This is a genomic window from Cryobacterium sp. Y62, from assembly GCF_002929785.1.
In the GTDB taxonomy this organism is placed as follows: domain Bacteria; phylum Actinomycetota; class Actinomycetes; order Actinomycetales; family Microbacteriaceae; genus Cryobacterium.
Map to the genome: position 1 here is coordinate 24,930 of NZ_PJJK01000107.1, position 25,902 is coordinate 50,831.

Here is a 25,902-nt window from a genome sequence, read left to right on the forward strand (position 1 = left end):
CATGGCGAAGACTGACGAAACGGTCGTCGCAGCCGAGGCAGAAGCTCTCGTTCGCGGTTACCGCAAGACGCTGCGTGGTTACGTGACCAGCGACAAGATGAACAAAACCATCATTGTCGTGGTCGAAGACCGCGTGAAGCACCCGTTGTACGGCAAGGTCATCCGCCGTACTTCCAAGCTGAAGGCGCACGATGAGGCGAACTCCGCCGGCATCGGCGACCTGGTCCTGATCAGTGAGACCCGTCCGCTTAGCGCCTCCAAGCGCTGGCGCCTGGTCGAGATTCTTGAGAAGGCCAAGTAAGCCTCGCGCTTACTTGACGTAAAGGAGTTATAAAGTGCTTCAGCAAGAATCACGAGTACGGGTTGCCGACAACAGCGGCGCCAAGGAACTCTTGACCATCCGTGTTCTCGGCGGCTCCGGCCGTCGTTACGCCGGCCTGGGCGACGTCATCGTCGCCACGGTCAAGGATGCAATCCCGGGCGGAAACGTCAAGAAGGGTGACATCGTCAAAGCTGTCATCGTTCGCACCAAGAAGGAAACCCGTCGTCCAGACGGCTCCTACATCAAGTTCGATGAGAACGCTGCAGTGATCTTGAAGGCAGACGGTGACCCCCGCGGCACCCGAATCTTCGGACCGGTCGGTCGCGAGCTTCGCGACAAGAAGTTCATGAAGATCATCTCGCTGGCACCGGAGGTTATTTAATCATGGCCAGAATCAAAAAGGGTGACCTCGTTCAGGTCATCAGCGGCCGCAGCCAGGCTCGCGGGGGAGACCGTGGCAAGCAGGGCAAGATCATCTCCGTCGACGTCGAGAAGAACCGTGTCCTCGTTGAGGGCATCAACTTCGTGACCAAGCACGTTCGCGTCGGACAGACCCAGCGCGGCACCAAGACGGGTGGCATCGAGACCTTCGAAGCCGCCATCCACGTGTCCAACGTAGCCATCGTCGACCCGGAGACCAAGAAGCCGACCCGCGTCGGCTTCCGCCAGGAAGAGGTAACGAAGGACGGCGTCACCAAGACGGTCCGCATTCGTTACGCCAAGAAGTCAGGGAAGGACCTCTAATGACTGACACCGCAGTTGTTGAAGGCACTGGCGGCGCCGCGCCCGTCAAGGCCCTGCCGCGTCTGAAGCAGAAGTACCGCGATGAGATCAGTGCCAAGCTCTCCGAGGAACTCGGCTTCACCAACGTGCACCGCATCCCCACCCTGACGAAGATTGTCGTCAACATGGGTGTCGGAGAAGCAGCACGCGACGGCAAGGTGATGGACGGTGCGGTTTCTGACCTCACCAAGATCACCGGCCAGAAGCCGCAGGTCACCAAGGCTCGCAAGTCGATCGCGCAGTTCAAACTGCGTGAGGGACAGCCCATCGGTGCCCACGTCACCCTTCGTGGCGACCGCATGTGGGAGTTCCTGGACCGGCTGCTCAGCCTGGCCCTTCCTCGTATCCGTGACTTCCGCGGCCTCTCCGACAAGCAATTCGATGGTGCGGGCAACTACACCTTCGGTTTGACCGAGCAGGTCATGTTTCACGAGATCGACCAGGACCGCATTGACCGCGTTCGCGGTATGGACATCACGGTTGTTACGACCGCGAAGTCCAACGACGAGGGTCGCGCGCTGCTCAAAGCGCTCGGCTTCCCGTTCAAAACGTCCGACGCACAGAAGTAGCGTTTTTCAACTAGAGTTGGGAGCTTGCGCTTGCTAGCTCCCAACTCATGGTTGGCCCCGGCGCACAGAAATGTCAGGCGCACACAGATTTTCACCCCGGAAGCCGGTCAACCGATCGGTTTCCTCACCACCACAGGTCGTCATTCGCGTAACGAACGGCGAAACCAGGCGAGAAAGGCACCACAAAATGACAATGACAGATCCGGTCGCAGACATGCTGACCAGACTGCGCAACGCTAACTCGGCGTACCACGACACAGTGTCGATGCCGCATAGCAAATTGAAAGCGCACATCGCTGACATCCTCAAGGCACAGGGCTACATCTCTGCCTGGACCGTCAAGGATGCAACAGTAGGTAAGACCCTCACGCTGGACCTCAAGTTCGGTCCGAACCGTGAGCGTTCCATCGTGGGCATCAAGCGGGTTTCCAAGCCCGGCCTCCGCGTGTACGCAAAGTCGACTGAGATCCCCACGGTTCTCGGCGGCCTCGGCGTTGCCATCCTGTCCACCTCCAGCGGTCTGCTTACCGACCGCCAGGCTGAGAAGAAGGGCGTAGGCGGAGAAGTTCTCGCCTACGTGTGGTAACTGAGAATGTCACGTATTGGAAGACTCCCCATCCCGATCCCTGCCGGGGTCACGGTTGTGGCTGACGGCCAGGCCGTCTCCGTCAAGGGTCCGAAGGGCGAGCTCGCGCTCGTCGTTTCCAACCCCATCACAGTGTCGATCGAGGACGGTCACGTTCTCGTCACCCGTCCGAACGACGAACGCCAGTCGCGTTCGCTGCACGGTCTGACTCGCACCCTGATCAACAACCAGATCATCGGCGTAACCGTTGGTTACACCAAGGGTCTCGAAATCGTCGGTACCGGTTACCGCGCGGCGCAGAAGGGTACCTCTGTTGAGTTCGCCCTCGGCTTCTCGCACCCGGTCGTCGTCGAGCCGCCGGTCGGGATCGTTCTGACCGTGGAGAGCGTCAACAAGCTCACGGTCAGCGGAATCGATAAGCAGGCCGTCGGCGAGGTTGCCGCCAACATCCGTAAGATTCGCAAGCCAGAGCCCTACAAGGGCAAGGGTGTGCGTTACGCCGGCGAGATTGTTCGCCGCAAGGCCGGAAAGAGTGGTAAGTAGCCATGGGACTCGGAACTAGAGGCAAGAGCAAGGCCGCAGCCCGCGGACGTCGACACACTCGTCTTCGCAAGAAGATCGAGGGAACGGCGCTTCGCCCGCGCCTCGTCGTCACCCGCTCGGCTCGTCACGTATTCGTGCAGGTCGTTGACGACAGCAAGGGCTTCACGCTTGCGTCGGCGTCCACGCTCGAAACGGACTTGCGCACCTTCGATGGTGACAAGACCGCCAAGGCCCGCAAGGTCGGTGAGCTCGTCGCTGAGCGTGCGAAAGCCGCCGGCATCGAAGCCGTTGTATTTGACCGTGGTGGCAGCAAGTACGCAGGACGCGTCGCAGCCATCGCTGAAGGAGCTCGAGAGGGTGGATTGAACCTGTGAGCACTGAAAAGATCGAAACCACAGCACCTGTTGCTGCCGAAGCGGTTGCACCGGTTGAAACCGCTGCTTCCACGACGCCGCCGCAGAACGAGCCCCGCGAGGCTCGTCGTGGTGGCCGTGAGCGCAACCCGAACAAGGACCGCGGAAGCCGCGATGCCGACAAGAGCCAGTTCCTGGAGCGCGTCGTCACCATCAACCGTGTGTCGAAGGTTGTCAAGGGTGGTCGTCGCTTCAGCTTCACCGCTCTCGTCGTCGTCGGCGACGGTAACGGACTGGTCGGCGTCGGATACGGTAAGGCCCGCGAGGTCCCGACCGCTATCTCCAAGGGCGTGGAAGAAGCGAAGAAGAACTTCTTCCGCGTTCCTCGCGTTGGCCTGACCATTCCGCACCCCGTACAGGGTGAGGCCGCAGCCGGCGTCGTTCTGCTGCGTCCGGCAGCAGCAGGTACCGGCGTTATCGCCGGTGGCCCGGTGCGCGCCGTACTCGAATGTGCTGGCATCCACGACGTGCTGAGCAAGTCGCTCGGTTCGTCGAACACCATCAACATCGTGCACGCCACGGTCGAGGCGCTGCACCAGCTCGAAGAGCCGCGTGCGGTTGCGGCTCGCCGCGGCCTGGCCTATGAAGACGTGGCTCCGGCCCGTTTCCTGCGTGCCGACGCTGCTGCAGCTGCAGCAGCCGCAACCGCGAAGGCAGGTGCCTGATGGCCCAGCTGAAGATCACACAGATCAAGTCCAAAATTAGTGAGAAGCAGAACCAGCGCGACACTCTTCGCAGTCTGGGTCTGCGACGCATTGGCGCCGTTACGATCCGCGAGGATAACTCGCAGAACCGTGGCTACGTCAACACCGTCGCTCACCTCGTAAAGGTCGAGGAGATTGACTAATGGCTGACGAGAAGGAAGCTACCAAGGTAGCCGACAAGCCCGACACGAAGAAGGCCGCTGCCCCCAAAAAGGCCGCAGCACCGAAGAAGGCCCCCGTCGCAGCCGAGTCGACTGAGCCCCGCGAGCACGTGCTGAAGGTACACCACCTTCGCCCCGCTCCCGGAGCGAAGAAGGCCCGCATGCGCGTTGGCCGTGGTGAAGGATCCAAGGGTAAGACCGCGGGTCGAGGCACCAAGGGTACGAAGGCGCGTTACAGCGTACGCGTCGGCTTCGAGGGTGGGCAGATGCCTCTGCACATGCGCACCCCGAAACTGCGTGGATTCAAGAACCCGTTCCGCGTCGAGTACCAGGTTGTCAACCTGGAAAAGCTTGAACTCCTCTACCCGAACGGCGGCGATGTCACCATCGCCAGCCTGATCGCCAAGGGTGCGGTTCGTGACAACGAAAAAGTCAAGGTTCTCGGCACCGGTGAGATTACCGTTAAGCTGAACGTGACGGTTGACAAGGTCTCTGCTTCAGCTGAGCAGAAAATTGTTGCCGCGGGCGGATCTGTAAAGTAAACCCGTAGACGCTCAATCGAGCTTGTCGAATCCGTCAATCGAGTTAAATCGTTTGGTGTGATTCGACAAGCTCGATCGTATTTAGTCGATGTACTCCTGTCGACCCGCGCGGGTCGGTCTGCGTAAATATCTGGAGGCCTTTTTGTTCAGCGCCATTGCGCGGATCTTCCGCACACCCGACCTTCGCAAGAAGATCGGCTTCACCCTGGGCATCATTGCTCTGTTCCGGTTGGGCTCGTTCATCCCGGCCCCGTTCGTGGACTTCGCCAACGTGCAGCTGTGTCTGGCGGCCAACCAGGGTTCGAGCGGCCTCTACGAGCTCGTCAACCTGTTTAGTGGTGGCGCCCTGCTCCAGCTCAGCGTGTTTGCCCTCGGCATCATGCCCTACATCACTGCCTCCATCATCGTGCAGCTGCTGCGCGTGGTCATCCCTCACTTCGACACCCTCTACAAGGAGGGTGCTTCGGGTCAGAGCACACTGACCCAGTACACCCGTTACCTCACGATCGCCCTCGGCATTCTGCAGTCGACCACGCTGATCACCGTCGCCCGCAGCGGCGCCCTGTTTGGGACATCCGCCAGCACCGAGTGCACGCAGCTGATCACCAACGACGCCTGGTACGCCATCATGCTCATGGTCATCACGATGACCGCCGGCACCGGCGTCATCATGTGGATGGGTGAGCTCGTCACCGAACGCGGCGTCGGCAACGGCATGTCGCTCATGATCTTCATCTCGATCGCAGCCTTGTTCCCTGGATCGCTCGGCGCCATCGGCCAGCAGCAGGGCCTCGACACCCTCATCATCGTGCTGATCGTGGGAATTCTGGTGGTCGCCGGCGTGGTCTTCGTCGAGCAATCCCAGCGGCGAATACCGGTGCAGTACGCCAAGCGTATGGTCGGGCGCCGCACCTACGGCGGCAACAACACCTATATTCCGATCAAGGTCAACATGGCCGGCGTGATCCCCGTGATCTTCGCCTCCTCGCTGCTGTACCTGCCGGCCCTGCTCGCGCAATTCAACCAGCCGGCCGCCGGCACCGAAGCTCCGGCCTGGGTCGTCTGGATCTCCAACAACCTCACCGGCGGCGACCAGCCGCTGTACATGGCCATGTACTTCTTCCTGATCATCGGCTTCACCTACTTCTACGTGGCGATCACTTTCAACCCCGAAGAAGTTGCGGACAACATGAAGAAGTACGGCGGATTCATTCCCGGCATCCGCGCCGGCCGGCCGACCGCCGAGTACCTCGACTTCGTGCTCACCCGCATTACGCTTCCGGGTTCGCTCTACCTGGGTTTTATCGCGTTGATCCCGCTCGTTGCATTCTCAGTTATCGGTGCCGACCAGAACTTCCCGTTCGGCGGCGCGAGTATTCTCATCATCGTCGGCGTGGGGCTCGAGACGGTCAAGCAGATCGACTCGCAACTGCAACAGCGACACTATGAGGGGCTTCTTAAATGACGCGCTTACTATTGATCGGCCCGCCCGGCGCTGGCAAAGGCACCCAGGCGGAGCGCCTGGCGCTTGCCTTCGACATTCCCGCCATCTCCACCGGCGACATCTTTCGTTACAACGTGACCAACAACACCCCGCTGGGCGTCGAGGTCAAGTCGTTCATGGACGCCGGAGCGTACGTCCCCGACACCCTCACCAACGCCATAGTCGCTGACCGGCTCAAGGAAGCGGATGCTGCCGGCGGCTTTCTGCTCGACGGTTATCCGCGCACGACCGATCAGGTCGATGAGCTCGATCGTCTGCTGAGTGCAGAGGGCACTCAGCTCGACGTAGTCGTTCTCATCACCGCCGACACCGACGAGGTCGTCACGCGGCTGCTGAAGCGTGCGGCCGAGCAGGGCCGCGCGGACGACACGGCCGACGTCATCCGCCATCGTCTTGATGTCTACGCGGAGCAGACCACTCCGCTGATCGACGTCTACAGCGCTCGTGGCCTCGTGGTCACGATCGACGGCCTCGGTGCCGTTGAGGCGGTCACCGAGCGCATTCTCGCCGCCCTGGCCGACCGCGGCCTGCGTGGTCAGTAGCACGACCAGGCTCTAACACGAGTTTGGGCCGGGCCTAACGACTCGGCCCATCATCATGTGCACCACAACGCAAATAAGAAAAGATCGCTCCCCTTCTCGGAGCTAGTTTGTAGGAAATCAGTGAGTTTTCGTCGTTCCATCTACAAGAACCCCGCCCAGTTGCGCCTCATGGTCGCCCCGGGCCTGGCCACCGCCGCATCGCTCAAGGCCGCCCGCTCTGCCATGGTGATCGGGGCTACGACCCTCGAACTCGACGCTGCGGCCGAGGCCGCCATCGTCGCGCTCGGCGGTAAGCCGAACTTCAAGCTCGAGGCCGGGTATCACCACACCGTGTGTGCCTCGGTGAACGACGACGTTGTGCACGGCATCCCTTCTGAGCGGCGCCTCGCGGCCGGTGACATCGTCTCAATCGACAGTGGCGCCATCATCGAAGGCTGGAACGGCGACGCCGCGTTCAGCTTCGTGCTGCCGGACGCCAGCCGACCCGAGCTTGTGGCCGAACGGCAGAAGCTGTGTAACGTGACCGAGCAATCGCTCTGGCACGGCATCGCCCGGCTACACACCGCCCGTCACCTCAATGAGGTCGGTGACGCCATTGAAGATTACGTGGAGTCGCAGGGCAGCTATGGCATTCTCACGGACTATGTCGGCCACGGCATCGGCCGCTCGATGCACGAGGATCCGCCGGTGTTCAACTACCGCGTGCGCCCGAAAGGTCCGGATGTGAAGCCGGGGCTCGTCGTCGCTATCGAGCCGATGGTCGTGCTCGGGTCGATCGATACCTACACCCGGGACGACGATTGGACCGTAGCCACGAGCGACGGCAAGGCCGCAGCGCACTGGGAGCACAGCATTGCCGTGCACAAGGACGGTATCTGGGTGTTGACCGCCGAAGACGGTGGCGCTGCCGGCCTCGCCCAGTTTGGCATCACGCCCGTCCCCATCCCATAACCCGGCTTCCCGACGGCGTGCTGAGCGGTGTCGACGTAAACCGCCAGCGCCCAACGCAAGCTTGAGCGCGGCTGTGAAACGCCGGTTAGGCGGTCGCGCGGAACGTCTCGATGGCCAGGATGCCCGCGGCCGGGTTCTCCGACGACAGGTGCACGATCGAGAACCCGCCGGTGTCGAGGTCTGCGGCGTCGAACAGCGCAGAGGTCGGCTGGCTCCCGGTAGCCAGCGCGATTTCCCGCATGATCTCGGGCAGCACCGGACCGTGGCTGCACAAAACAGCGGTCTTGCGGGAGCGCACGCGCTTGCCGACGATGGAGCGAACATCTGCTTCACCATTTTCGAGTGCGTCCTGGCTGATCAGGTCCGTTTGCTTGATCGGGATGCCCGTGGCGGCTGCGAGCGGAGCCACCGTCGTCACGCACCGCGTCGCCGTGCTCGAGATGATGCGCAACGGTCGCCAGGCCGTGATCGTCGCGACCAGGCCCGCAGCCTGCGTTACCCCGCGTGCCGTCAGCGGACGACGAGCGTCAGGCCCCGCTCCGGTGCGTGGCGCGGCCTTGCCGTGGCGCAGTGCGATAACCGCAAACGTGCGGGTCACGCCGGCCTCGACGAATGCCGAAAACGTCTCGAGAATCTCCACATCTGCCGGGTAGCTCAGATAGCTGCGGGCCTTTTTGATGGTGACCCATTCAATCGCGGCGACCTCGCCGTTCGGAACGAATGTCGAGCGTGCGATCGCGTCCGGCGTGATCTCGGCTGCCCAGTAGTGCACGACCTTGGTTCGACCGTCTGGCATGTCGTAGTGCGACACGCCGAGCGGAACTCCGAGAGCTACGTCCAGCCCGGTCTCTTCCCCGACTTCACGCACCGCGGTGCGGGGCAGCAACTCACCCGGGTCCACCTTGCCTTTGGGGATGGTGACGTCACCGTGCACCGTGCGATGAATGAGCAGCACGTGCATGCGACCGTCGATCAGGCGCCAGCAGACCGCGCCGGCAGCATAAACGTTGGTATCCGTGGTTTTGGACGCCACTAGCGACGCCCCGCCGGTCGTTTGCGGGCGCTGATCTGCTGCATCAATCGGTTTTGCATATCGCTGAGGTGCACGCCGTTCTCGTCGACGTCGTGGCGGGTCCAATGCCCGGTCTCGTCGAGCCACCAGCTCGAGGTGCGCGGATCCATGGCCCGTTCGAACAGGGCCTCGATCTCGACCAGGTGCTCAGGGTCGATCAGGCGCACGAGGGCCTCGACCCGGCGGTCAAGGTTGCGGTGCATCATGTCGGCGCTGCCGATGAACACCTGCGTTTCGCCCAGGTTGTGAAAAGAAAACAGGCGCGAATGCTCGAGGTACCGGCCCAGAATGGACCGCACCCGAATGTTCTCACTCATGCCGACCACGCCCGGCTTGAGACTGCAGATGCCGCGCACCCAGACGTCGACGTGCACGCCGGCCTGGCTCGCCCGGTACAGCGCGTCGATGATGTCTTCGTCGACCATTGAGTTGACCTTGATCCGGATGCCACTGGTCTTGCCCTCGAGGGCGTTCTCGGTTTCGGTCTGGATCTGCTTAAGCAAGGCCTTGCGCAGGTGCAGGGGAGCCACGAGAAGCCGCTTGAACTTCTTCTCTATGGCGTACCCCGACAACTCGTTGAACAGGCGGGTAAGGTCCTTGCCGACCTGGGCATCCGCTGTTAGCAGACCGAGGTCTTCATAAATGCGGCTGGTCTTCGGGTTGTAGTTTCCGGTGCCGATATGGCTGTAGTGCCGCAGCACACCCTTCTCGTAGCGCACCACGAGGGCGAGCTTGCAGTGCGTTTTGAGGCCGACCAGCCCATAGACCACGTGCACGCCGGCCTTTTCAAGCTTGCGCGCCCAGGTGATATTGGCCTGCTCGTCGAAGCGGGCCTTGATCTCCACCAGCGCGAGCACCTGCTTGCCGCTGTCGGCGGCGGCGATGAGTGCCTCGACGATGGGGCTGTCACCGGAGGTGCGGTACAGCGTCTGCTTGATGGCAAGCACGTTCGGGTCGGCCGCGGCCTGCTCCAAGAATGCCTGCACGCTCGTCGCGAAGGACTCGTAGGGGTGGTGTAGCAGTACGTCCCGGTGTGCGACGGCCGCGAAGATGTCCTGCTCGGCGTTCGGCTCGCTCGGCAGTAGCTGGGCTGCCGTGGTCGGCACGTGCTTGGCGAAGTGCAGGTCGGGACGGTCGATGCGCAGGTCGAACAATCCACCGAGGTCGAGCGGTGCTGGCAGGTGGTAGACCTCCTGCTCGGTCACGTCGAGTTCGCGCACGAGAAGGCCGAGGGTGACCTCGTCCATGTCCTCGGTGATCTCCAGGCGAATGGGCGGCCCGAACCGTCGACGCAGCAGTTCTTTCTCGAGTGCCTTGATCAGGTTTTCGGTCTCATCTTCGTCAATTTCAACGTCTTCGTTGCGGGTGACCCGAAACACGTGGTGTTCCAGAATTTCCATGCCTGGAAACAGATCGTCGAGCTGGTTGGCGATGAGATCTTCGAGGGCGATGTAGCGGATGCGATCGACCGACTCATTGCGGTCGACCCGCACAAAGCGCGGCAGCATTGGCGGAACCTTGAGCCGGGCGAACTCCTGCTTGCCGGTTTTGGTGTTGCGTACCCGCACGGCCAGGTTGAGCGAGAGTCCGGAAATATAGGGAAACGGATGCGCCGGGTCAACTGCCAGAGGCATCAGTACCGGAAAGATCTGATTCGAGAAATAGGTGCGCAGCGAGCGACGTTCGGTGTCGCCGAGGCTCTGCCAGTCGACCACCTCGACGCCGGCCTCGGCGAGGGCGGGGCGCACGAGGTTCTGAAAGGCGAGGGCGTGGCGGTCTTGCAGGGCGTGGGCGACGGCCGAGATGTCACTGAGCACGTCCTGCGGAGCCCGGCCCACGTTGGTCGGTACAGCCAGCCCAGTGAGGATGCGGCGTTTCAGCCCGGCGACGCGCACCATGAAGAACTCGTCGAGGTTGCTCGCGAAAATGGCGAGAAAGTTGGTGCGTTCGAGCACGGGCAGCGACTCGTCCTCGGCCAATTCGAGCACGCGCTGGTTGAAAGCGAGCCAGCTCAGCTCGCGGTCGAGGTAGCGGTCGTCGGGCAGCGCCGGGTCGAGTTTGCCGAAAAGTGGGTCAAAGTCGTCATCGAAGTCTGTGAGACCCGAGTCTGCTTGGGTGGTTTCGCCGTCCATTTATCCATCCTGACACCCTTAATCACGCCACCGCGACGAACGAGGTGAACGGGAGGCGAAATAATCTCGAAGCCGTTGACTTTTCGGCGCGTCGCCCCGGTTATATCGACGGAGTTACGTTGCGAATCGCCCCTGGCACGGATGACGTTGCACCAGCTGGTGCAGCTTCTGACATGGTGGCGTTGGGTCAGTCGAGACGGTGTCCGACGCGACAGGGTCAGTCGAGAAGGGATCAGTCGGCGAGGCGGCGGTACTGCACGTCAACCGTGTGGTCGGTGAAACCGAGCGACCGATACAGGTGCACGGCACCGGCGCTGTCGGCCTCAACGTAGAGGGCGGCGGTGACGCAGCCGGCGTCGCGCAGTCGCTGGATCCCCGCCTGCATGAGCGCGCGTCCGAATCCTCGACCGGCGGCATCCGGATGCACCCCGACCACATAAATCTCGCCGATCGCCCCGTCGACCTTGAGCCAGTTGTAGCCGATCATGCGACCGTCGGCGTCCCGCAAAATCAGAAAGTCATCGCTGCTGAACCATGACTCGGCCTGCCGCGCCGTGAGATCGGCCGATGTGATCGCGCCTTGTTCCGGGTGCGTCGCAAAGACCAGGGCGTTTAGCGCGATCCATTCGGCATCGTCGATGCCCGGGCGGAACACGTCTATGCTGTCGGCTTCCAGCAAAGCGGATGCCGCCGGCCCAGCTTCGTCCAGGAGCAGACGCAGCTCGAGCAGAGTGCGTGCGGCGACGAAGCGCAGCTCAATGGCGAGGGCACGCGCTCCCGGATGATCGCCGTGCGACCACATAGTCAGTCCGTTCGGAACCGTCGCGACGAGCTCGATCGCCGCCGCCCGCCCAAATCCGCGTCGCCGCGACTCCGGTGCAACAACCAGGTCGATCTCCCCGCGCCCGGCGAGCGACGCCCCCACCAGAAGGTCGTTCGATCGCACCAGATAGGCGCTACGTAGGCCGCTGTGCAGGTCGAACAGCGCCTGCTCGTTGAAGGGCGCGTAGCCGTCAAAGGCGAGCGCCTCCGCGGCGATCCGGTGAAATTCGACCAGCCCCGCGGCATCCGTTTTATTAAGCGCGGAGAGAATTGGGAACTCGCTCATCATTTTCTTCGTGCACATTGAATCGGTAGCCGACGTTGCGCACGGTGCCGATGAGCGATTCCTGGTCGCCCAGCTTGGCGCGCAGGCGTCGCACGTGCACGTCGACCGTGCGAGTGCCGCCGAAGTAGTCGTAGCCCCAGACCTCGCTTAAGAGCTGTTCGCGAGTGAATACCCGTGAAGGATGCGCGGCCAGGAACCGCAGCAGCTCGAACTCCTTATAAGTGAGGTCGAGCGGTTTTCCGTGCACCTTGGCCGAGTAACTCGCTTCGTCGATCACGACTCCGGCCGCGCGGATCGTGTTCGAGGGCACGGTGTGGGCGAGCCGGCCGATGCTCAGGCGGATACGGGTATCCACTTCGGCTGGGCCAGCCGTGTCGAGAATGACATCGTCGACTCCCCAGTCGGGACTGACCGCGGCCAGTCCGCCCTCGGTGACGACGAGCAGCAGGGGAGTGACGGTGCCCATCGTGCGCAGAATCTGGCAGAGCGACTTGGCCACGGCGAAGTTGCTTCGGGCATCGACCAAAATCAAATCGGAATCCGGAGCGTGAATGAGCTGATCCGCCTGGGCGGGAATCAGTTTTGCATTGTGGGAAAGCAGCGCCAGGGCGGGGAGTACGTCATTGTTGGCCGCGGAGGTCAGGATCAACAACTGCGCCACGGGCGCCCTCCAAGTGTCTCGAATTTCATACTAGCGTGCCACGGGATGCGACCGTTCGGGCACAATAGAGACGTGAGCTGGCACTGGAGAACGATCGCGACCGTGTGGTTACTGGCGATTGTGGGGGCTGTTCTTACCGGATTGCTCGCTACCCCGAATTCGGCGCTCGGCTGGTTCGGGCTCACCCTGGCCGGCTGCACGCTCGTCACACTCGGCCTGCAGATCGCCACCGGAACCAAAGAGGGCTACGTGAAACGGGTCACGCTGAGCATCGCGGGCGCCCTCGTGATCCTCGTCGTGGCGACGATTGTCGTGGCTGTGCTCTGAGCTCCCGCTAGACTCGCAGCATGGATCTGTTAGCGCTGGAACTTTTCTTTTTAGGCCTGCTCGGACTGGCCAGCTTGTCGATCGCCTGGGTATCCGGCATGGTCGTTTTCAAGCTGTTCCGGGGGCAGCGGTAAGTACGATGTTTGACCTTCCGGTCGGCTTGCCGTCCGAACTTGTTCCACTCTCTTGGTTGATTGGAGTCTGGGAAGGTTCCGGTGTGCTCGAATACAAAATCGGCACGGAGTCGGTCAGCCGCACCTTCGGCCACCGCATCAGCTTCAGCCATGACGGCCTGCCGCACCTGAACTACAGCTCATATACCTGGCTCGAGCCTCTGGATACGGATGCTGCAGCCGCTGAAGCGGACACCGCCGTGCCCGCGTCTGAGACCGCTACTGGCTCCGCCTCTGAAACGGATTCCGCCAAAACCCGCGCTGCCGCATCCGCTCTGCAGGGAAAGACCGTTTCCTCGGGAACGGATGTCGCTACGCCAGCCTCTCCGCTACTCCCTGAGATGCTGCCCCCTGAGATGTTGTCCGACGAGATGTTGTCCGACGAGAAGCTCCCCCTGGTCACCGAAACGGGGTACTGGCGGCTTAGCCGTAACCAGGGTGACGGCGACCCGGGGCCCGGCATGTTGCCGGGCTTGGGGGAGCGCCCGTTCACCTCGGCGGCGGCCGTTGAAACGTTGCGCAATCGTGACGGCGGCTTCGATATCGAGGTCACTCTCGTGCATCCCGGCGGCGTCGCAGAGCTCTACCTCGGCCAGGTGAAGGGCCCGCGCATCGACCTCGCCACGGATGCCGTACTGCGTACCGCCGGATCGAAGCCCTACGCGGCCGCCACCCGCCTCTACGGCCTCGTCGACAATCACCTGCTCTGGGCCTGGGACATCGCCGCTCTCGGCCAGGATCTGCGTACTCACGCTTCCGGCCGCCTCGCCCGAGTCTCCTAGCCGCCGCACGCCCCTCCTTCAACCGTGCCCGGGCCCGGTTTCCTCAGGTGAACCCGGTCAGGCAGTGACCCGGCCCGCCCGTCGAATAAATCTGCGGGCCGTAGTGTTGTAGGTGCATGAGCCGTGCCAACGAGCACGCCCCCAAGCACGATCGCCGACCGTCAACCCGGATCGGCAGAATTGAGCGCCATGACTGACCCGGCAACAACCGTCTCGCCGCTGCTGGGACTGCCCGGCGCGGTGCAGTCCGAGGGAATCGACGTCGGCGTCGCCGCGCACTACGGCAATCCCATAATCGAACAACGCTCCCTCGTCGCCGGACGCGCCATCGTCGACCTCTCGCACCACGGCGTGCTCTCCGTCGCCGGCCCCGACCGCCTCAGCTGGCTCAACTCCATCGCGAGCCAGGAGCTCAAAAGCCTCGCCCCCGGCGGATCCACCGAGATGCTGCTGCTCGACCCCACCGGACACCTCGAGTACGCCGTCCGCGTGCTGGATGACGGCGTCGAAACCTGGCTCCTCGTCGAGGCCGCCGAGCTGCCCGGCCTGCAGACCTTCCTCGACCGCATGAAGTTTATGCTGCGGGTGCAGGTTGTCGACCACACCCTCGTGTACGCCACCATCGGCGCCATGACGGATGCCCCAGCTTCTGTTGGTATCACCGCCGCCGCCCCGAACGGCGTGCCGCTGACCTGGCTGGATCCCTGGGCTGCCGTCGCCCGTGGTGGCTACCAGTACGCCGAAGTGCCCGAGCATCCCGGAACCCGCTGGACCTACACCGAAACCCTCGTGGCCCGCGCCAGCCTCCCCGCGCTGCGTGATTCACTCGCCGCCGGCGCCGCCGCGACAGCGTTCACCGCCACCGCCACCGCCACCGCCACCGCCCCTGCCCCTGCCCCTGCCACATCCTCACCAACCGGCGCCGCGGCATCCGCTGAACTGGTAAAACCGGCCGGACTGCTCGCCCTGGAGGCGCTGCGCATCGCCGCGTGGCGTCCGCGACGGGCGCGGGAGGTCGATGAGAAGAGCATCCCGCATGAGCTGGACTGGCTGCGCACCGCCGTGCACCTCAGCAAGGGCTGCTATCGCGGGCAGGAAACCGTGGCCAAGGTGCACAACCTCGGCCACCCGCCGCGCCGCTTGGTCATGCTGCACCTCGACGGGTCGGAAGGCGTGCTGCCCGCGCCCGGCGACCCGGTGCAGGCCGACCGCGTCAGGCCAGGCAGTTCAGAGGCAGAGCCCGAGCGAGTCGCCGTCGGCACCATCACTTCGAGCGCCATTCACTACGAGCTCGGGCCGATCGCGCTCGCCGTGATCAAGCGCATCATTCCGGCCACGTCGACCCTCTATGTCGAGTCCGAGGGAATCTCCATCTCGGCCAGCCAGGAGATCATCGTGCCACAGTCCGCCGGATCCGTCGCCGATATCCCCCGCCTGCCGCGCCTGGGTGCCCGCACCCCGGTTCGCTAGCCTTCCCGGCTCCAAGGGCTCGCCGACTTTTGGTGGCTTATTCAGGAAACTCTCTGTGACGGATGCTGCTTCCCTCGTGTTTGCGCGGGTGGCAGCATCCGCTGTGACCAGTTTTCCTGAATTAGCCCCCGCAGGCGGGTGTGCTCCGGCGCAATTTCGCCACCCACGCTCGATAGAGTGGGCACATGTCTGCCCCCTACACACTCGTCCTCCTCCGCCACGGCCAAAGCACCTGGAATCAGCAGAACCTGTTTACCGGCTGGGTGGACGTTCGCCTCAGCGAGCAGGGTGCCACCGAAGCTGTCCGCGCCGGCGTGCTGCTCAAGGACGCCGGTCTGCTGCCCGACGTGCTCCACACCAGCTTGCTTTCCCGCGCCATCCAGACAGCGAACCTCGCGCTCGAAGAAGCTGACCGCTCGTGGATCCCGGTCACGCGTTCCTGGCGCCTCAACGAACGCCACTACGGCGGGCTGCAGGGCCTCGATAAGGCGGCCACCCAGGCCAAGTTCGGCCAGGAGCAGTTCATGTTGTGGCGCCGCTCCTACGACACCCCGCCGCCCGTGCTCGACGACTCCAGCGAGTTCTCGCAGGCGCATGACGCGCGCTACGCCGACCTCGGCGCCGCCCTTCCGCGCACCGAATGCCTCAAGGACGTCGTTGAGCGGATGCTGCCCTACTGGCAGTCGGACATCGTGCCCGACCTGCGCGCGAACAAGACCGTCCTGGTCACCGCGCACGGTAACTCGCTGCGCGCCCTGGTGAAGCACCTCGACGGCATCAGCGATGCCGACATCGCCGAACTGAACATCCCCACCGGAATCCCCCTGGTTTACCGGCTCGGCGAAGACTTCATGCCGCTCGGACCGGGGGAGTATCTCGACCCCGAGGCCGCGGCCGCCGGAGCCGCCGCCGTCGCAGCCCAGGGTAACAAAAAGTAACTCGCCCAAGGCCCGGAGCGAACGCTCTGGGCCTTGCCGTGCCAATTTCTGCGGCTACGGCACTCGGCGTCGTGGCCGCGCCCGATGTCGGTGGGCGCTACGCCGATTACCGCAGCGGGTGCCCATTTTGGGCGCGCTCATGCGAGCGCTCGCTCAAACCGAGAGCAGGCTAGAGCTGGTTGTCCTGGTGCCAGTCTCCCGTGCCGAGGTACTGCACCTTCTTCGCGATCGACACCGCGTGGTCGGCGAACCGCTCGTGGTACCGGCTGGCCAGGGTCGCATCGACGGTGTCGGCGGCGAGTCCTTTCCAGGTTGCGCCGAGGACGGCGTCGAAGACGCTCACGTGCAGCGCGTCGACCTTGTCGTCTTCATTGCGAATGGTCTCGGCGAGGGCCATGTCCTGGTGCAGGAGCAGCTCGGTGAGCATATTCGCGATGACCACGTCGAGCGCGCCCATTTCGGCGAACGTGCCGCGCAGGCCCTTGGGAATGACCTTGTCGGGAAAACGGTACCGGGCCAGCTGGGCGATGTGCGTCGAGAGGTCGCCCATCCGCTCAAGGGAGGCGCTGATGCGCAGGGCGCTCACGACGATGCGCAGGTCGCGCGCGACCGGCTGCTGGCGGGCCAGAATGGTGATCGCGAGCTCGTCGAGCTCAACCGTTAGCTCGTCGATCTTCTCGTCTTCGGTGATGGCTTCTTCGGCGAGGCTGACGTCACTCTCGTTGAAAGCGTGAGTGGCCTTGTCCATCGAGATGGCGACGAGCCGAGAGATCTCGACCAGTCGCTGTTGAACTTCTGCCAGTTCCTGCTGGAATACGTCGCGCATGCTGTGGTCCTTCCTTGCCGCGCGGGCACGCACGGGCCTGTGAGACCCGCCTTGGCCTCCGACACAGAATGCCGGATTTAGGTTAACGGCAGGTGCCGTGGTCTTGAACTCTTTCTAAAGTACAGGTCTCCGGCAGCCTTCGCTGCGAAGTAAAGCCCCAGAGGGTCAGTAACCTGTAGGTTATGGAATCGACGTGGCTGGTGTTGCTGTCGCTGGCACTCGGCCTCGGCGTCGGGGCTGGCTTCGTGACGCTGTTGCACGTTGCCGAACGGCACGGACGCCGCGCCAGCGAAGTGGTGAACCCGGCCGTGCCCGACGGGATCGACCAGGTGCTTGACGCGCTCGAAACCGCCGGCGTCGTGCTCGACCCGTCGAACAACGTCATCAAGACCAGCCCGGGCGCCCTCACCCTTGGTCTGGTCTGGAATCACCAGCTCGTGCATCCCGAACTGCTCGAACTCGCCCGGCTCGTACGCAGTACCGGCGAGCCGATCAGCGAAGACCTCGTGCTCTCCCGCGGCCCGTTCGGCGACGCGAGCATGCGCTTTCGGGTGCGCCTGGCCCGGCTTGGTACTCGCTACGTGCTGCTCCTGGCCGAGGACCGCACCGAAGCCTTCCGCCTCGACGAGGTGCGCCGCGACTTCGTGGCCAACATCAGTCACGAACTGAAAACCCCCATCGCCTCCGTTGGTCTGCTCGCTGAGGCGCTCGATCAGGCAGCGGATGAACCGGCGCAGGTTCGCCGCTTCGCCAACAGGTTAACGACGGAGTCGGCCAGGCTCGGTCGCCTCACCCAGGAGATCATCGAACTGTCCCGGTTGCAGGCGCAGGACGTGCTCGCCGAGCCGGAGAATCTCAGCGTCGACGACATTGTCGCCGCGGCCGTCGACCAGTGTCGAGTCGTCGCAGAAGCGGAACGCATCACCATCGTTCTGGGCAAAAAGTCCGATGCCCGCATCTACGGCGATGAAGCTCTGCTCATCGTGGCCGTGCACAACCTTGTCGCCAACGCGGTGAACTATTCCGTCGAGGGATCGCGCGTGGGCGTCGGCGTGCGCCTGCAGAAGGGCATCGTCGAAATCACCGTCACCGATCAGGGCGTCGGCATTGCCGAAGCCGATCTGGACCGGGTCTTCGAACGGTTTTTCCGGGTCGACCAGGCGCGGTCGCGCCACACCGGCGGAACCGGACTGGGCCTGTCTATTGTCAAACACGTCGTGCAGAACCACGGCGGAGACATTCGCGTCTGGTCCCAGCCGGGCAGCGGATCCACCTTCACCATCCGTCTCCCCGAGGCGGCGCAGCCGATCGAACCCGGCCCTAAGAAGCCTCAACCAGCCGCACGTGCGGCCGCAGGAGACACACTATGACACGCATCCTTCTGGTCGAAGACGAGAGCGCGCTGAGCGAGCCGCTGAGTTTCCTGCTCGAACGTGAGGGCTACGAGGTCGTCGTGGCCGAAGATGGGCCGAGCGCGATCAGCGAATTCGACCAGGGCGGCACCGATCTCATCTTGCTCGACCTCATGCTTCCCGGAATTCCGGGCACCGAGGTGTGCCGCGAGATCCGCACCCGGTCGATGGTGCCGATCATCATGCTCACCGCCAAGGACTCCGAAATCGATATCGTCGTCGGACTTGAACTCGGCGCCGATGACTACGTGACCAAGCCGTATTCGACGCGCGAACTCGTCGCGCGAATCCGTGCGGTGTTGCGGCGCCACGACGAGCAGGGCGGCGGTGACGACGACACCACGCTCGTCGCCGGCACCGTGCGCATGGACGTCGAGCGGCACGCCGTCTCAGTGTCCGGCGAACTCGTGAACATGCCGCTCAAGGAATTCGAGCTGCTCGAGTTCTTGCTGCGCAACGCCGGCCGGGTGCTCACCCGCGGCCAGCTCATCGACCGGGTCTGGGGCACGGACTACTTTGGCGACACCAAGACGCTCGATGTGCACATCAAACGTATTCGTTCGCGCATCGAGGCGGTTCCGTCTGACCCGACCATGCTCGTCACCGTGCGCGGGCTCGGCTACCGCTTCGAGGCCTGAGCCGTCAGGGACGGACGGCATCCGCTTGACCAGGCGGGCAATGGATGCGCGCACTCGCGCACGTCACGCCGGCTACGCAGCGCAGGCTGCCGCAGGCACAAGACAGGCCGCCGTCCCCGAGGGGCTGGCGGCCTGTTTGCTGAAGAATCTACGCTGCGGGGGTCTCGGTCGGTTCGGGGGTCTCGGTCGGCGCGAGCGTCGGCAGCAGGGTGGAATACTCACCCTGAGTGCCGGTCAGAACCGGCAAGAGCAGCTCGACGCCGGTCTCTTCGCCGTACTGGAAGAACACCGGAAACAGCGAGCCAGGCTGGCTGTTCATGTTCTCCAGAATGACCGATTCCTCACCCTCGGTGCCGAACGTTACGGTCGTGTTGGCCTCGACCGGAACATCTTGTGAGACCGTACCGGTGCTGGACTCGTACTGCACGAGCAGATTCTGCTCGGAGTCGGTCGTGTTCACGACGGACACGATCAGGTTGGCCCGTTCTCCGTCGGTCGAGATCAGCAGACCGTTGCGAATGTGGATCTCGCCAACGTCACCGCTGACCCCGTCGCTCGCGTTGTACTCGATGGACGTGGCTTGCGGTGCGAAAAATCCGCATGCGCTCGTGCCCAACAGAATGCCAGCCGCCAATACAACGGATGCAGCGATGCGCGCTCTCACAGGACCTCCATACCGAAGCAGCGGTCGACGGTTGGCCGGCGCTGCAGAATTCGCTTTGTGACTAGCTTAGCGGCGAGTTTGGGCAGCGGGATGTCGTTGGCGCGCCTCGTGGGGGCGCGCGTACTATAGCACCACCTTGACGTGGTATCGTAGATTCTGCTGAAGGGATCTCTATGCTGTTTGAGGTTGGCGAAACTGTTGTTTATCCCCACCACGGCGCTGCAACGATCACCGAGGTCAAAACGCGCATCATCAAGGGTGAAGAGAAGCTCTACCTCAAGCTCAACGTCACCCAGGGTGATCTGACAATTGAGGTTCCCGCCGAGAATGTCGACCTGGTCGGCGTGCGCGACGTGATCGGCCAGGAGGGCCTCGACCGGGTGTTCGAAGTGTTGCGGGCACCGTTCACCGAGGAGCCCACCAACTGGTCCCGCCGGTACAAGGCTAACCTCGAGAAGCTCGCCAGCGGCGACGTCATCAAGGTGTCGGAGGTCGTGCGCGATCTGTGGCGTCGCGATCAGGACCGCGGCCTGTCCGCTGGAGAGAAGCGCATGCTGGCCAAAGCCCGGCAGATCCTGATCAGCGAGTTGGCGCTCGCCGAGAAGACCGATGAAGAGCGTGCCTCCACCGTTCTGGATGAGGTCCTCGCTTCATAATCATTAACTTTGCTTCGTGAGAGGCGGCGCCGCGAGGTGCCGCCTTTTGCATGTTCGTGCCCCGCAACCGCCCCAGATAGATACCCTCCAAATATGACTGTTCCCCTCGTGTCGCAGGCCGTGCCCCAGCCCGGCGCTCTCGCCGACCGCACGCGCTCGGCCGTGACGGCGCCCACCGTTGCTGTGATCGTCGTCGCTGCCGGCAGCGGGAACCGTCTGGGGCACGCCGAACCTAAAGCATTCGTTTTGCTGCATATGCGCCCCCTACTCGACCACGCCCTGGATTCCATTTTTGGAATGCGTTGGCCCGTGCAGATCATTGTCGTTGCCCCCAGCGACCGGATAGCGGATGCGCGCGCCATCGCCGCCGCTACCGCCGCCCGTCATGAGGCGCCCGCATCGGCCCTGACGATCGTCGCCGGCGGAGGCACCCGCCAGGACTCGGTCGACCAGGGCGTCGCAGCCCTGCTCCCGGGTATCGACGTGGTGCTCGTGCACGATGCCGCGCGTGCCCTCACCCCCGCCAGCCTGTGCGACGCCGTCGTCGACGCTGTGCGTTCTACCGGACACGGCATTATTCCGGGGCTCCCGGTCGTGGATACCATCAAACGGGTCGCCGCATCCGGCACAATCCTCGGCACCGTTAACCGCTCCGAGCTCTTAGCCGTACAGACCCCGCAGGGCTTTCCTCGCGCCATGCTCGCCGCCGCCCGCGCCTGGGCCGTGCAGAACGGTCGGTTCGAAGCGCTCACCGACGATGCCGCTCTCGTCGCCGATGCCGGACATACGGTCACCGTCATTCCCGGCGACCCCCTCGCATTCAAGATCACCACGCCCGAAGACCTCGAACGAGCCGAACTGATTCTGCACGTGGTCGCCGCGACCCCGCCGCAGTCCCCGCTCCCGCCGCGCATTGGCACCGGACTCGACGTGCACGCCTTCGCCGCCGATGGCACGACCGATCTCTGGCTGGCCGGGCTGTACTGGCCGGGGGAGCGCGGCCTCAGCGGCCACAGTGACGGCGATGTCGCCGCGCACGCCATCTGCGACGCCCTGCTCGGCGCGGCCGGCCTCGGCGACATCGGCAGCGTGTTCGGCACGACTGATCCGCGGTTCAGCGGCGCCCACGGCGACGTCTTTCTTGCCGAAACGGTGCGCCTGGTTGCTGCCGCCGGATACCAGGTCGGCAACGTCTCGGTGCAGATCATCGGTAACCACCCCAAATTTTCGCTGCGTCGTGCCGAGGCAGAAACGCGACTCGCCGGCATCCTCTCTGCACCGATCAATATCGCGGCAACCACGACCGACGCCCTCGGATTCACCGGTCGCGGCGAGGGCGTCGCGGCGACGGCAACGGCGCTGCTCTACCCGCTACCGCCTGCGGCACCAGAGCCGGGTCAGACCCCTGACCTAAACTGGGAGGCGTGACCATGCAACTGTACGATTCGAAGGCTGCGGCCTTGCTTGACTTTGTCCCCCGCGAACCGGGCCAGGTCGGAATGTACGTGTGTGGACCCACCGTGCAGTCCAGCCCGCACATCGGTCACCTGCGCAGCGCCCTGGTCTACGACCAGTTGCGCCGCTGGCTCAGCTACCGCGGACTGAACGTCACGTTCGTGCGCAACGTCACCGACATCGACGACAAGATTCTGATCAACGCCAAGGGTTCGAGCGAGCAGTGGTGGGCGCTCGCCTACCGCTACGAGCTCGAGTTCACCGCCGGCTACCAGCGCCTCGGCATCCTCGCCCCCACCTACGAGCCGCGCGCGACGGCGAGCATCACCGAGATGCAGACCCTCATCGCGACCCTGATCGAACGCGGCCACGCCTACCCGGCCGCTGACGGTTCGGCCGACGTGTATTTCTCCAGTGCGAGCTGGGCCGCCTATGGCGCGCTCACGCACCAGTCGCCGGACAATATGGAAACGGCAGCGGATTCCTCCCCGCGCGGCAAGCGCGACCCCCACGACTTCGCCCTGTGGAAGGGCCATAAGGAGGGCGAACCGGACTCAGCCGCCTGGCCGTCGCCGTGGGGCATTGGTCGCCCCGGCTGGCACATCGAGTGCTCGGCCATGGCCGCCCGCTACCTCGGCGACCGGTTCGACATTCACGGCGGCGGACTCGACCTGCGGTTTCCGCACCACGAGAACGAGCTGGCCCAGTCGAACGCGGCCGGCAGTGACTTCGCGAACTACTGGGTGCACAACGGCCTGGTGAACGTGAACGGGCAGAAGATGTCCAAGTCGCTCGGCAACTCTGTGTTCGCGGCCGAACTGCTCGACCAGGCTCGCGCCATCGTCGTGCGCTATTTTCTCGGCGCCGCCCACTACCGCTCGACCATTGACTACAACGACGGGTCCCTGGCCGAGGCCGAAGCGGCCCTCGACCGCATCGAAAGTTTTCTCGACCGTGCCGACCGGCGCCTTGCCGGTACCCGGTTCGCCGGGAGTGGCGTCGAGGTCGTGCCCGACGAGTTCGCCGCGGCCATGGACGACGATCTCGCCGTTCCACAGGCGCTCGGTGTGCTCCACGACACCGTTCGGGCCGGCAACGCCGCGCTGGATACCGAAGACCTGCATGCTGCGGCATCTGCTCGTAGTGAAGTACTCGCGATGAGCGAAGTGCTGGGAATCAACCCTTTGTCGCCCGGCTGGGCCGTGGCGACGGACGAACCGGCCATGGTGGCCCTGAGCGCGTTGGTCGAGCGATTGCTCGGCGACCGCACCCTCGCCAGGGAAAACCGCGACTACGCGGCCGCAGACCGAATCCGGGACGAACTCGTCGCCGCCGGAATCACCATCGAAGACACCCCGTCGGGTGCCCATTGGAGCTTTGACTGATGAAGAACTTAGACCGCAAATCGCGCACCGGATCGGTGCGCAAGGGCAGCCGCGGAGCCCAGGTCGGCTCCGGTGGCCAGGGCCGCCAGGCGCTCGAGGGTAAGAAGCCCACGCCCAAGGCCGAAGACCGTCCCTACCACCCCGCTGGCAAGCGCAAGGCTGCGGCCGAGCGCTTCACCGCCGCCGGCGGTTTCAACTCGCGCCCGGCAGCGGATGCTTCCGCCAACCGTGGCGGCTCGCGTGGCGGCCCCGCTGCTCGTGGCGGTTCCCGCGGCGCGTCGCAGGGAGGCCCGCAGCGCGGCACCGGCAACACCGGCGGCGGCGGATCCTCGACCCGTCGCGCCCAACAGATCGACGAGCACGAGATCGTCACCGGCCGCAACTCGGTGCTTGAGGCGCTGCGCGCGAAGATCCCGGCACTGACCCTCTACATCGCAGCGCGCATCGAAATGGATGAGCGGGTCAAAGAGGTGCTGCTCATGGCGACGAGCCGCAACATCCCCATTCTCGAGGTTATGCGCCCCGAACTCGACCGTCTCGCCGGTCGCGACGCCGTGCACCAGGGCCTCGCGCTCAAGGTTCCGGCCTACGAGTACGCGCACCCGATGGAACTGCTCGAACTGACCATCAGCCGCGGCCACAAGCCGTTGTTCGTGGCCCTCGACGGCATCACCGACCCGCGCAATCTGGGTGCGATCATCCGTTCGACCGCTGCATTCGGCGGCCACGGAATCATCGTGCCGCAGCGCCGCTCGGTTGGCGTCACCGCCTCTGCCTGGAAGACCAGCGCCGGCGCCGCCGCCCGCACCCCCGTCGCGATGGCGAGCAATCTTACCCAGACGCTCAAGGCACTCAAGGCGCAAGGCGTGTTCGTGCTCGGCCTGGCTGGCGACGGCGACGTGTCCTTGCCCGACCTCGGTACCGGATTCGCCGAGCGCCCGATCGTCATCGTCGTCGGCAGCGAGGGCAAGGGCCTGTCCCGCCTCGTCACCGAGACCTGCGATGCGATCGTCTCGATTCCGATCAGCGCCTCGACCGAATCACTCAACGCCGGAATCGCCGCCGGAGTCACCCTGTACGAGGTGGCCCGCCTCCGTGCTCAGATCAAGGCCGCGAAACATGCCGCCAAGCAGTAGACCCCGCACTCGTATCTCCCTTTGCGACCGGGCCCGGGCCCGGTCGCAAAGAAGTACCAGTAGGCAACTGGGAGAAAGCGCTAAACCTTGAGGGTCCAGTCGTCGGCATCATCGGGGTCGACCGAGGTATCGTCGCCGGGCTGCACCCGGATCGGCAGCGTAATCGCCCCGGTGAGTGGATCCATTACGGTAGCCTCGTCGCGGCGGTGCCGCAGCACATCCTGCACATACGAGCTCACGGCCTCGGCGAGCGGAATGTCCCGCGACTGGTTCTGCGCCATATACCAGCGGTGATCGAGGAGTTGGTGGAACACCTGCGCCCGCTCGAGCTTGCCCTGCAACTCCACGGGAATTGCCCGCACCACCGGCTCGAACACCCGAACGAGCCACTCGTGCGCGACCATTTCCTCGTCGGCGGCCGGCTCGCCATACGCAGCGCGGTAGGAGTCGAGGTCGTTGAGTAGCCGACGAGCCTGGTTTTCTTCGGCGTCGAGGCCGGTCAGGCGCAGCAGACGGCGCTGATGGTGTCCGGCGTCGACAACCTTGGGCTGAATCCGCACGCGCGAACCAGTCCCATCGGTCTTGATCGCGAGTTCCTCGATGTCGAAGCCGAGGTTATTGAGGCGCTCGACCCGTTCGGTGATGCGCCACCGTTCGGAACTAGAGAACGACTCTGAGCCGGTGAGCTCCTTCCAGAGCAGTCGGTAAGCCGCAACGATGCCGTTGCTGATCCGGATCGGGTCGAGTTCGTCGGCAACGCGGCCGCCCGCTTCGAGGTCCATCAATTCCCCGGCAATGTTCACCCGGGCGATTTCCAAATCGTTCTCGCGCTGTCCATTCGAGAGCCCGCCGGAGTACAACTGTCCGGTCTCGGCGTCGACGAGATAGGCAGCGAAGGCGCCGGCATCTCGCCGAAACAAAGTGTTCGACAGCGACACGTCGCCCCAGAAGAATCCGATCATGTGCAACCGCACCAGCAGCACGGCAAGGGCATCAACCAGCCGGGTGGCCGTATCCGGACGCAGGGCGTGTGAATACAGGGCGCGGTAGGGGAGTGAAAACTTGAGGTGCCGGGTGACCAGAACCGAATTCAGGGGGTCGAGGTCGGCATCCGTTCTATTGGTGATGACGGCGACCGGCTCGACGCAGGGAATCTCCAGATTGGCCAGGGTGCGCAGCATGTCGTACTCGCGCTTAGCCATCTCGTTCGTAGTCTCCTTGATGGCGACCACCCGCCCGCTCAGATGAGCGAACCGCACCAGGTGCCGGGAAATGCCCTTGGGCAACGAGGCGATGTTCTCATTCGGCCAGGCATCCAAAGGCAGATGCCACGGCAGGTCGAGTAGGGCAGGGTCGGCCGTAGCCGCGGTGATATTGAGGGAACCGCTCATAGTGTGACCCTAACCAAAAGGCTGGAGGGAGCGAACTCCCTCCAGCCGAAAGCCGA

General features: G+C 64.0%; 29 protein-coding genes and 2 pseudogenes. 24 read left to right on the forward strand and 7 right to left on the reverse strand.

All coding sequences use genetic code 11. From position 1 onward, the window contains the following. Position 1: 1 nt before the first annotated feature. The 13 genes from rpsQ to map all read left to right on the forward strand — a co-directional run bounded on the left by rpsQ (position 2) and on the right by map (position 7,620). Entirely contained in the window at positions 2 to 301 is a 300-nt protein-coding gene (gene rpsQ / locus CXY71_RS10300; protein ID WP_092451147.1) for a 30S ribosomal protein S17, read from the forward strand. Positions 302 to 335: 34 nt separating this feature from the next. Next, the gene (gene rplN, locus CXY71_RS10305) at positions 336 to 704 is read left to right on the forward strand and encodes a 50S ribosomal protein L14 (RefSeq protein ID WP_092451145.1); all 369 of its coding nucleotides are present in this window, start codon (positions 336 to 338) and stop codon (positions 702 to 704) included. A gap of 2 nt (positions 705 to 706) precedes the next feature. Beyond that, on the forward strand, positions 707 to 1,066 hold the full coding sequence (rplX, locus tag CXY71_RS10310) for a 50S ribosomal protein L24 (RefSeq protein ID WP_092451143.1): 360 nt from the start codon (positions 707 to 709) through the stop codon (positions 1,064 to 1,066). Further along, positions 1,066 to 1,674: a 50S ribosomal protein L5 gene (gene rplE / locus CXY71_RS10315; RefSeq protein WP_104135539.1), complete on the forward strand. Its 609-nt coding sequence runs from the start codon at positions 1,066 to 1,068 to the stop codon at positions 1,672 to 1,674. The genes rplX and rplE overlap by 1 nt, the downstream gene beginning before the upstream one ends. Positions 1,675 to 1,861: 187 nt before the next feature. After that, complete coding sequence (gene rpsH / locus CXY71_RS10320; RefSeq protein ID WP_092107248.1) at positions 1,862 to 2,260, forward strand: 30S ribosomal protein S8; 399 nt, start codon at positions 1,862 to 1,864, stop codon at positions 2,258 to 2,260. A gap of 6 nt (positions 2,261 to 2,266) precedes the next feature. Next, positions 2,267 to 2,803, forward strand: a complete 537-nt coding sequence (rplF, locus tag CXY71_RS10325) for a 50S ribosomal protein L6 (RefSeq protein ID WP_092451139.1) — start codon at positions 2,267 to 2,269, stop codon at positions 2,801 to 2,803. Positions 2,804 to 2,805: 2 nt separating this feature from the next. Then, the gene (gene rplR / locus CXY71_RS10330; RefSeq protein ID WP_092107252.1) at positions 2,806 to 3,177 is read left to right on the forward strand and encodes a 50S ribosomal protein L18; all 372 of its coding nucleotides are present in this window, start codon (positions 2,806 to 2,808) and stop codon (positions 3,175 to 3,177) included. Between the two features lie 11 nt (positions 3,178 to 3,188). Next, the gene (rpsE, locus tag CXY71_RS10335) at positions 3,189 to 3,881 is read left to right on the forward strand and encodes a 30S ribosomal protein S5 (RefSeq protein ID WP_092451201.1); all 693 of its coding nucleotides are present in this window, start codon (positions 3,189 to 3,191) and stop codon (positions 3,879 to 3,881) included. Next, entirely contained in the window at positions 3,881 to 4,063 is a 183-nt protein-coding gene (rpmD, locus tag CXY71_RS10340; protein WP_066597599.1) for a 50S ribosomal protein L30, read from the forward strand. The genes rpsE and rpmD overlap by 1 nt, the downstream gene beginning before the upstream one ends. After that, entirely contained in the window at positions 4,063 to 4,623 is a 561-nt protein-coding gene (rplO, locus tag CXY71_RS10345) for a 50S ribosomal protein L15 (protein WP_104135540.1), read from the forward strand. Before rpmD ends, rplO begins: the two co-directional genes overlap by 1 nt. Positions 4,624 to 4,765: 142 nt before the next feature. Continuing rightward, on the forward strand, positions 4,766 to 6,088 hold the full coding sequence (gene secY, locus CXY71_RS10350) for a preprotein translocase subunit SecY (RefSeq protein WP_104135588.1): 1,323 nt from the start codon (positions 4,766 to 4,768) through the stop codon (positions 6,086 to 6,088). Further along, positions 6,085 to 6,669 carry an adenylate kinase gene (locus CXY71_RS10355; RefSeq protein ID WP_104135541.1) on the forward strand — a complete coding sequence of 195 codons (585 nt, stop codon included), beginning with the start codon at positions 6,085 to 6,087 and terminating at the stop codon, positions 6,667 to 6,669. The genes secY and CXY71_RS10355 overlap by 4 nt, the downstream gene beginning before the upstream one ends. A 120-nt stretch (positions 6,670 to 6,789) precedes the next feature. Next, positions 6,790 to 7,620 carry a type I methionyl aminopeptidase gene (gene map / locus CXY71_RS10360; RefSeq protein ID WP_233198252.1) on the forward strand — a complete coding sequence of 277 codons (831 nt, stop codon included), beginning with the start codon at positions 6,790 to 6,792 and terminating at the stop codon, positions 7,618 to 7,620. An 85-nt stretch (positions 7,621 to 7,705) separates the two neighbouring features. On the opposite strand, the gene CXY71_RS10365 is transcribed toward map, so the two are convergent. The 4 genes from CXY71_RS10365 to CXY71_RS10380 all read right to left on the reverse strand — a co-directional run bounded on the left by CXY71_RS10365 (position 7,706) and on the right by CXY71_RS10380 (position 12,593). After that, positions 7,706 to 8,653 carry an NUDIX domain-containing protein gene (locus CXY71_RS10365; protein WP_255411381.1) on the reverse strand — a complete coding sequence of 316 codons (948 nt, stop codon included), beginning with the start codon at positions 8,651 to 8,653 and terminating at the stop codon, positions 7,706 to 7,708. Continuing rightward, complete coding sequence (locus CXY71_RS10370; RefSeq protein ID WP_104135542.1) at positions 8,653 to 10,824, reverse strand: RNA degradosome polyphosphate kinase; 2,172 nt, start codon at positions 10,822 to 10,824, stop codon at positions 8,653 to 8,655. The genes CXY71_RS10365 and CXY71_RS10370 overlap by 1 nt, the downstream gene beginning before the upstream one ends. Positions 10,825 to 11,056: 232 nt before the next feature. Beyond that, positions 11,057 to 11,950: a mycothiol synthase gene (gene mshD / locus CXY71_RS10375; RefSeq protein WP_104135543.1), complete on the reverse strand. Its 894-nt coding sequence runs from the start codon at positions 11,948 to 11,950 to the stop codon at positions 11,057 to 11,059. Continuing rightward, positions 11,901 to 12,593 carry a response regulator transcription factor gene (locus CXY71_RS10380; protein WP_104135544.1) on the reverse strand — a complete coding sequence of 231 codons (693 nt, stop codon included), beginning with the start codon at positions 12,591 to 12,593 and terminating at the stop codon, positions 11,901 to 11,903. The genes mshD and CXY71_RS10380 overlap by 50 nt, the downstream gene beginning before the upstream one ends. Positions 12,594 to 12,665: 72 nt before the next feature. Between CXY71_RS10380 and CXY71_RS10385 the strand changes: the two genes are divergently transcribed. The 5 genes and pseudogenes from CXY71_RS10385 to CXY71_RS10400 all read left to right on the forward strand — a co-directional run bounded on the left by CXY71_RS10385 (position 12,666) and on the right by CXY71_RS10400 (position 16,283). Then, positions 12,666 to 12,920, forward strand: a complete 255-nt coding sequence (locus CXY71_RS10385) for a hypothetical protein (RefSeq protein WP_104135545.1) — start codon at positions 12,666 to 12,668, stop codon at positions 12,918 to 12,920. A 139-nt stretch (positions 12,921 to 13,059) separates the two neighbouring features. Further along, a pseudogene (locus CXY71_RS22645) lies at positions 13,060 to 13,251 on the forward strand (FABP family protein); the annotation flags it as partial. A gap of 231 nt (positions 13,252 to 13,482) precedes the next feature. Continuing rightward, a pseudogene (locus tag CXY71_RS22650) lies at positions 13,483 to 13,875 on the forward strand (FABP family protein); the annotation flags it as partial. A 189-nt stretch (positions 13,876 to 14,064) separates the two neighbouring features. After that, positions 14,065 to 15,345: a folate-binding protein YgfZ gene (locus CXY71_RS10395; protein WP_104135547.1), complete on the forward strand. Its 1,281-nt coding sequence runs from the start codon at positions 14,065 to 14,067 to the stop codon at positions 15,343 to 15,345. A gap of 185 nt (positions 15,346 to 15,530) precedes the next feature. Next, a complete protein-coding gene (locus CXY71_RS10400; protein WP_104135548.1) occupies positions 15,531 to 16,283 on the forward strand; it encodes a phosphoglyceromutase in 753 nt (250 codons plus the stop codon). A 169-nt stretch (positions 16,284 to 16,452) separates the two neighbouring features. On the opposite strand, the gene phoU is transcribed toward CXY71_RS10400, so the two are convergent. Next, positions 16,453 to 17,109 (reverse strand): phosphate signaling complex protein PhoU, encoded by a 657-nt coding sequence (phoU, locus tag CXY71_RS10405; RefSeq protein ID WP_104135549.1) that lies wholly within the window; start codon positions 17,107 to 17,109, stop codon positions 16,453 to 16,455. 182 nt (positions 17,110 to 17,291) lie between these two features. Between phoU and CXY71_RS10410 the strand changes: the two genes are divergently transcribed. Both CXY71_RS10410 and CXY71_RS10415 read left to right on the forward strand, forming a co-directional pair. Continuing rightward, the gene (locus CXY71_RS10410; protein WP_104135550.1) at positions 17,292 to 18,479 is read left to right on the forward strand and encodes a cell wall metabolism sensor histidine kinase WalK; all 1,188 of its coding nucleotides are present in this window, start codon (positions 17,292 to 17,294) and stop codon (positions 18,477 to 18,479) included. Beyond that, entirely contained in the window at positions 18,476 to 19,159 is a 684-nt protein-coding gene (locus tag CXY71_RS10415) for a response regulator transcription factor (protein WP_104135551.1), read from the forward strand. The genes CXY71_RS10410 and CXY71_RS10415 overlap by 4 nt, the downstream gene beginning before the upstream one ends. A gap of 148 nt (positions 19,160 to 19,307) precedes the next feature. On the opposite strand, the gene CXY71_RS10420 is transcribed toward CXY71_RS10415, so the two are convergent. Further along, positions 19,308 to 19,823, reverse strand: a complete 516-nt coding sequence (locus CXY71_RS10420; RefSeq protein ID WP_104135552.1) for a hypothetical protein — start codon at positions 19,821 to 19,823, stop codon at positions 19,308 to 19,310. A 173-nt stretch (positions 19,824 to 19,996) separates the two neighbouring features. On the opposite strand from CXY71_RS10420, the gene CXY71_RS10425 reads away from it, so the two are divergent. The 4 genes from CXY71_RS10425 to rlmB all read left to right on the forward strand — a co-directional run bounded on the left by CXY71_RS10425 (position 19,997) and on the right by rlmB (position 24,455). Beyond that, positions 19,997 to 20,479: a CarD family transcriptional regulator gene (locus tag CXY71_RS10425; protein WP_104135553.1), complete on the forward strand. Its 483-nt coding sequence runs from the start codon at positions 19,997 to 19,999 to the stop codon at positions 20,477 to 20,479. Between the two features lie 93 nt (positions 20,480 to 20,572). Continuing rightward, positions 20,573 to 21,907, forward strand: a complete 1,335-nt coding sequence (gene ispD, locus CXY71_RS10430) for a 2-C-methyl-D-erythritol 4-phosphate cytidylyltransferase (RefSeq protein WP_104135554.1) — start codon at positions 20,573 to 20,575, stop codon at positions 21,905 to 21,907. After that, on the forward strand, positions 21,904 to 23,319 hold the full coding sequence (cysS, locus tag CXY71_RS10435) for a cysteine--tRNA ligase (RefSeq protein WP_104135555.1): 1,416 nt from the start codon (positions 21,904 to 21,906) through the stop codon (positions 23,317 to 23,319). The genes ispD and cysS overlap by 4 nt, the downstream gene beginning before the upstream one ends. Next, positions 23,319 to 24,455 carry a 23S rRNA (guanosine(2251)-2'-O)-methyltransferase RlmB gene (gene rlmB / locus CXY71_RS10440; RefSeq protein WP_104135556.1) on the forward strand — a complete coding sequence of 379 codons (1,137 nt, stop codon included), beginning with the start codon at positions 23,319 to 23,321 and terminating at the stop codon, positions 24,453 to 24,455. The genes cysS and rlmB overlap by 1 nt, the downstream gene beginning before the upstream one ends. A gap of 80 nt (positions 24,456 to 24,535) precedes the next feature. On the opposite strand, the gene CXY71_RS10445 is transcribed toward rlmB, so the two are convergent. Continuing rightward, the gene (locus CXY71_RS10445) at positions 24,536 to 25,846 is read right to left on the reverse strand and encodes a DUF4032 domain-containing protein (RefSeq protein WP_104135557.1); all 1,311 of its coding nucleotides are present in this window, start codon (positions 25,844 to 25,846) and stop codon (positions 24,536 to 24,538) included. Positions 25,847 to 25,902 lie beyond the last annotated feature (56 nt).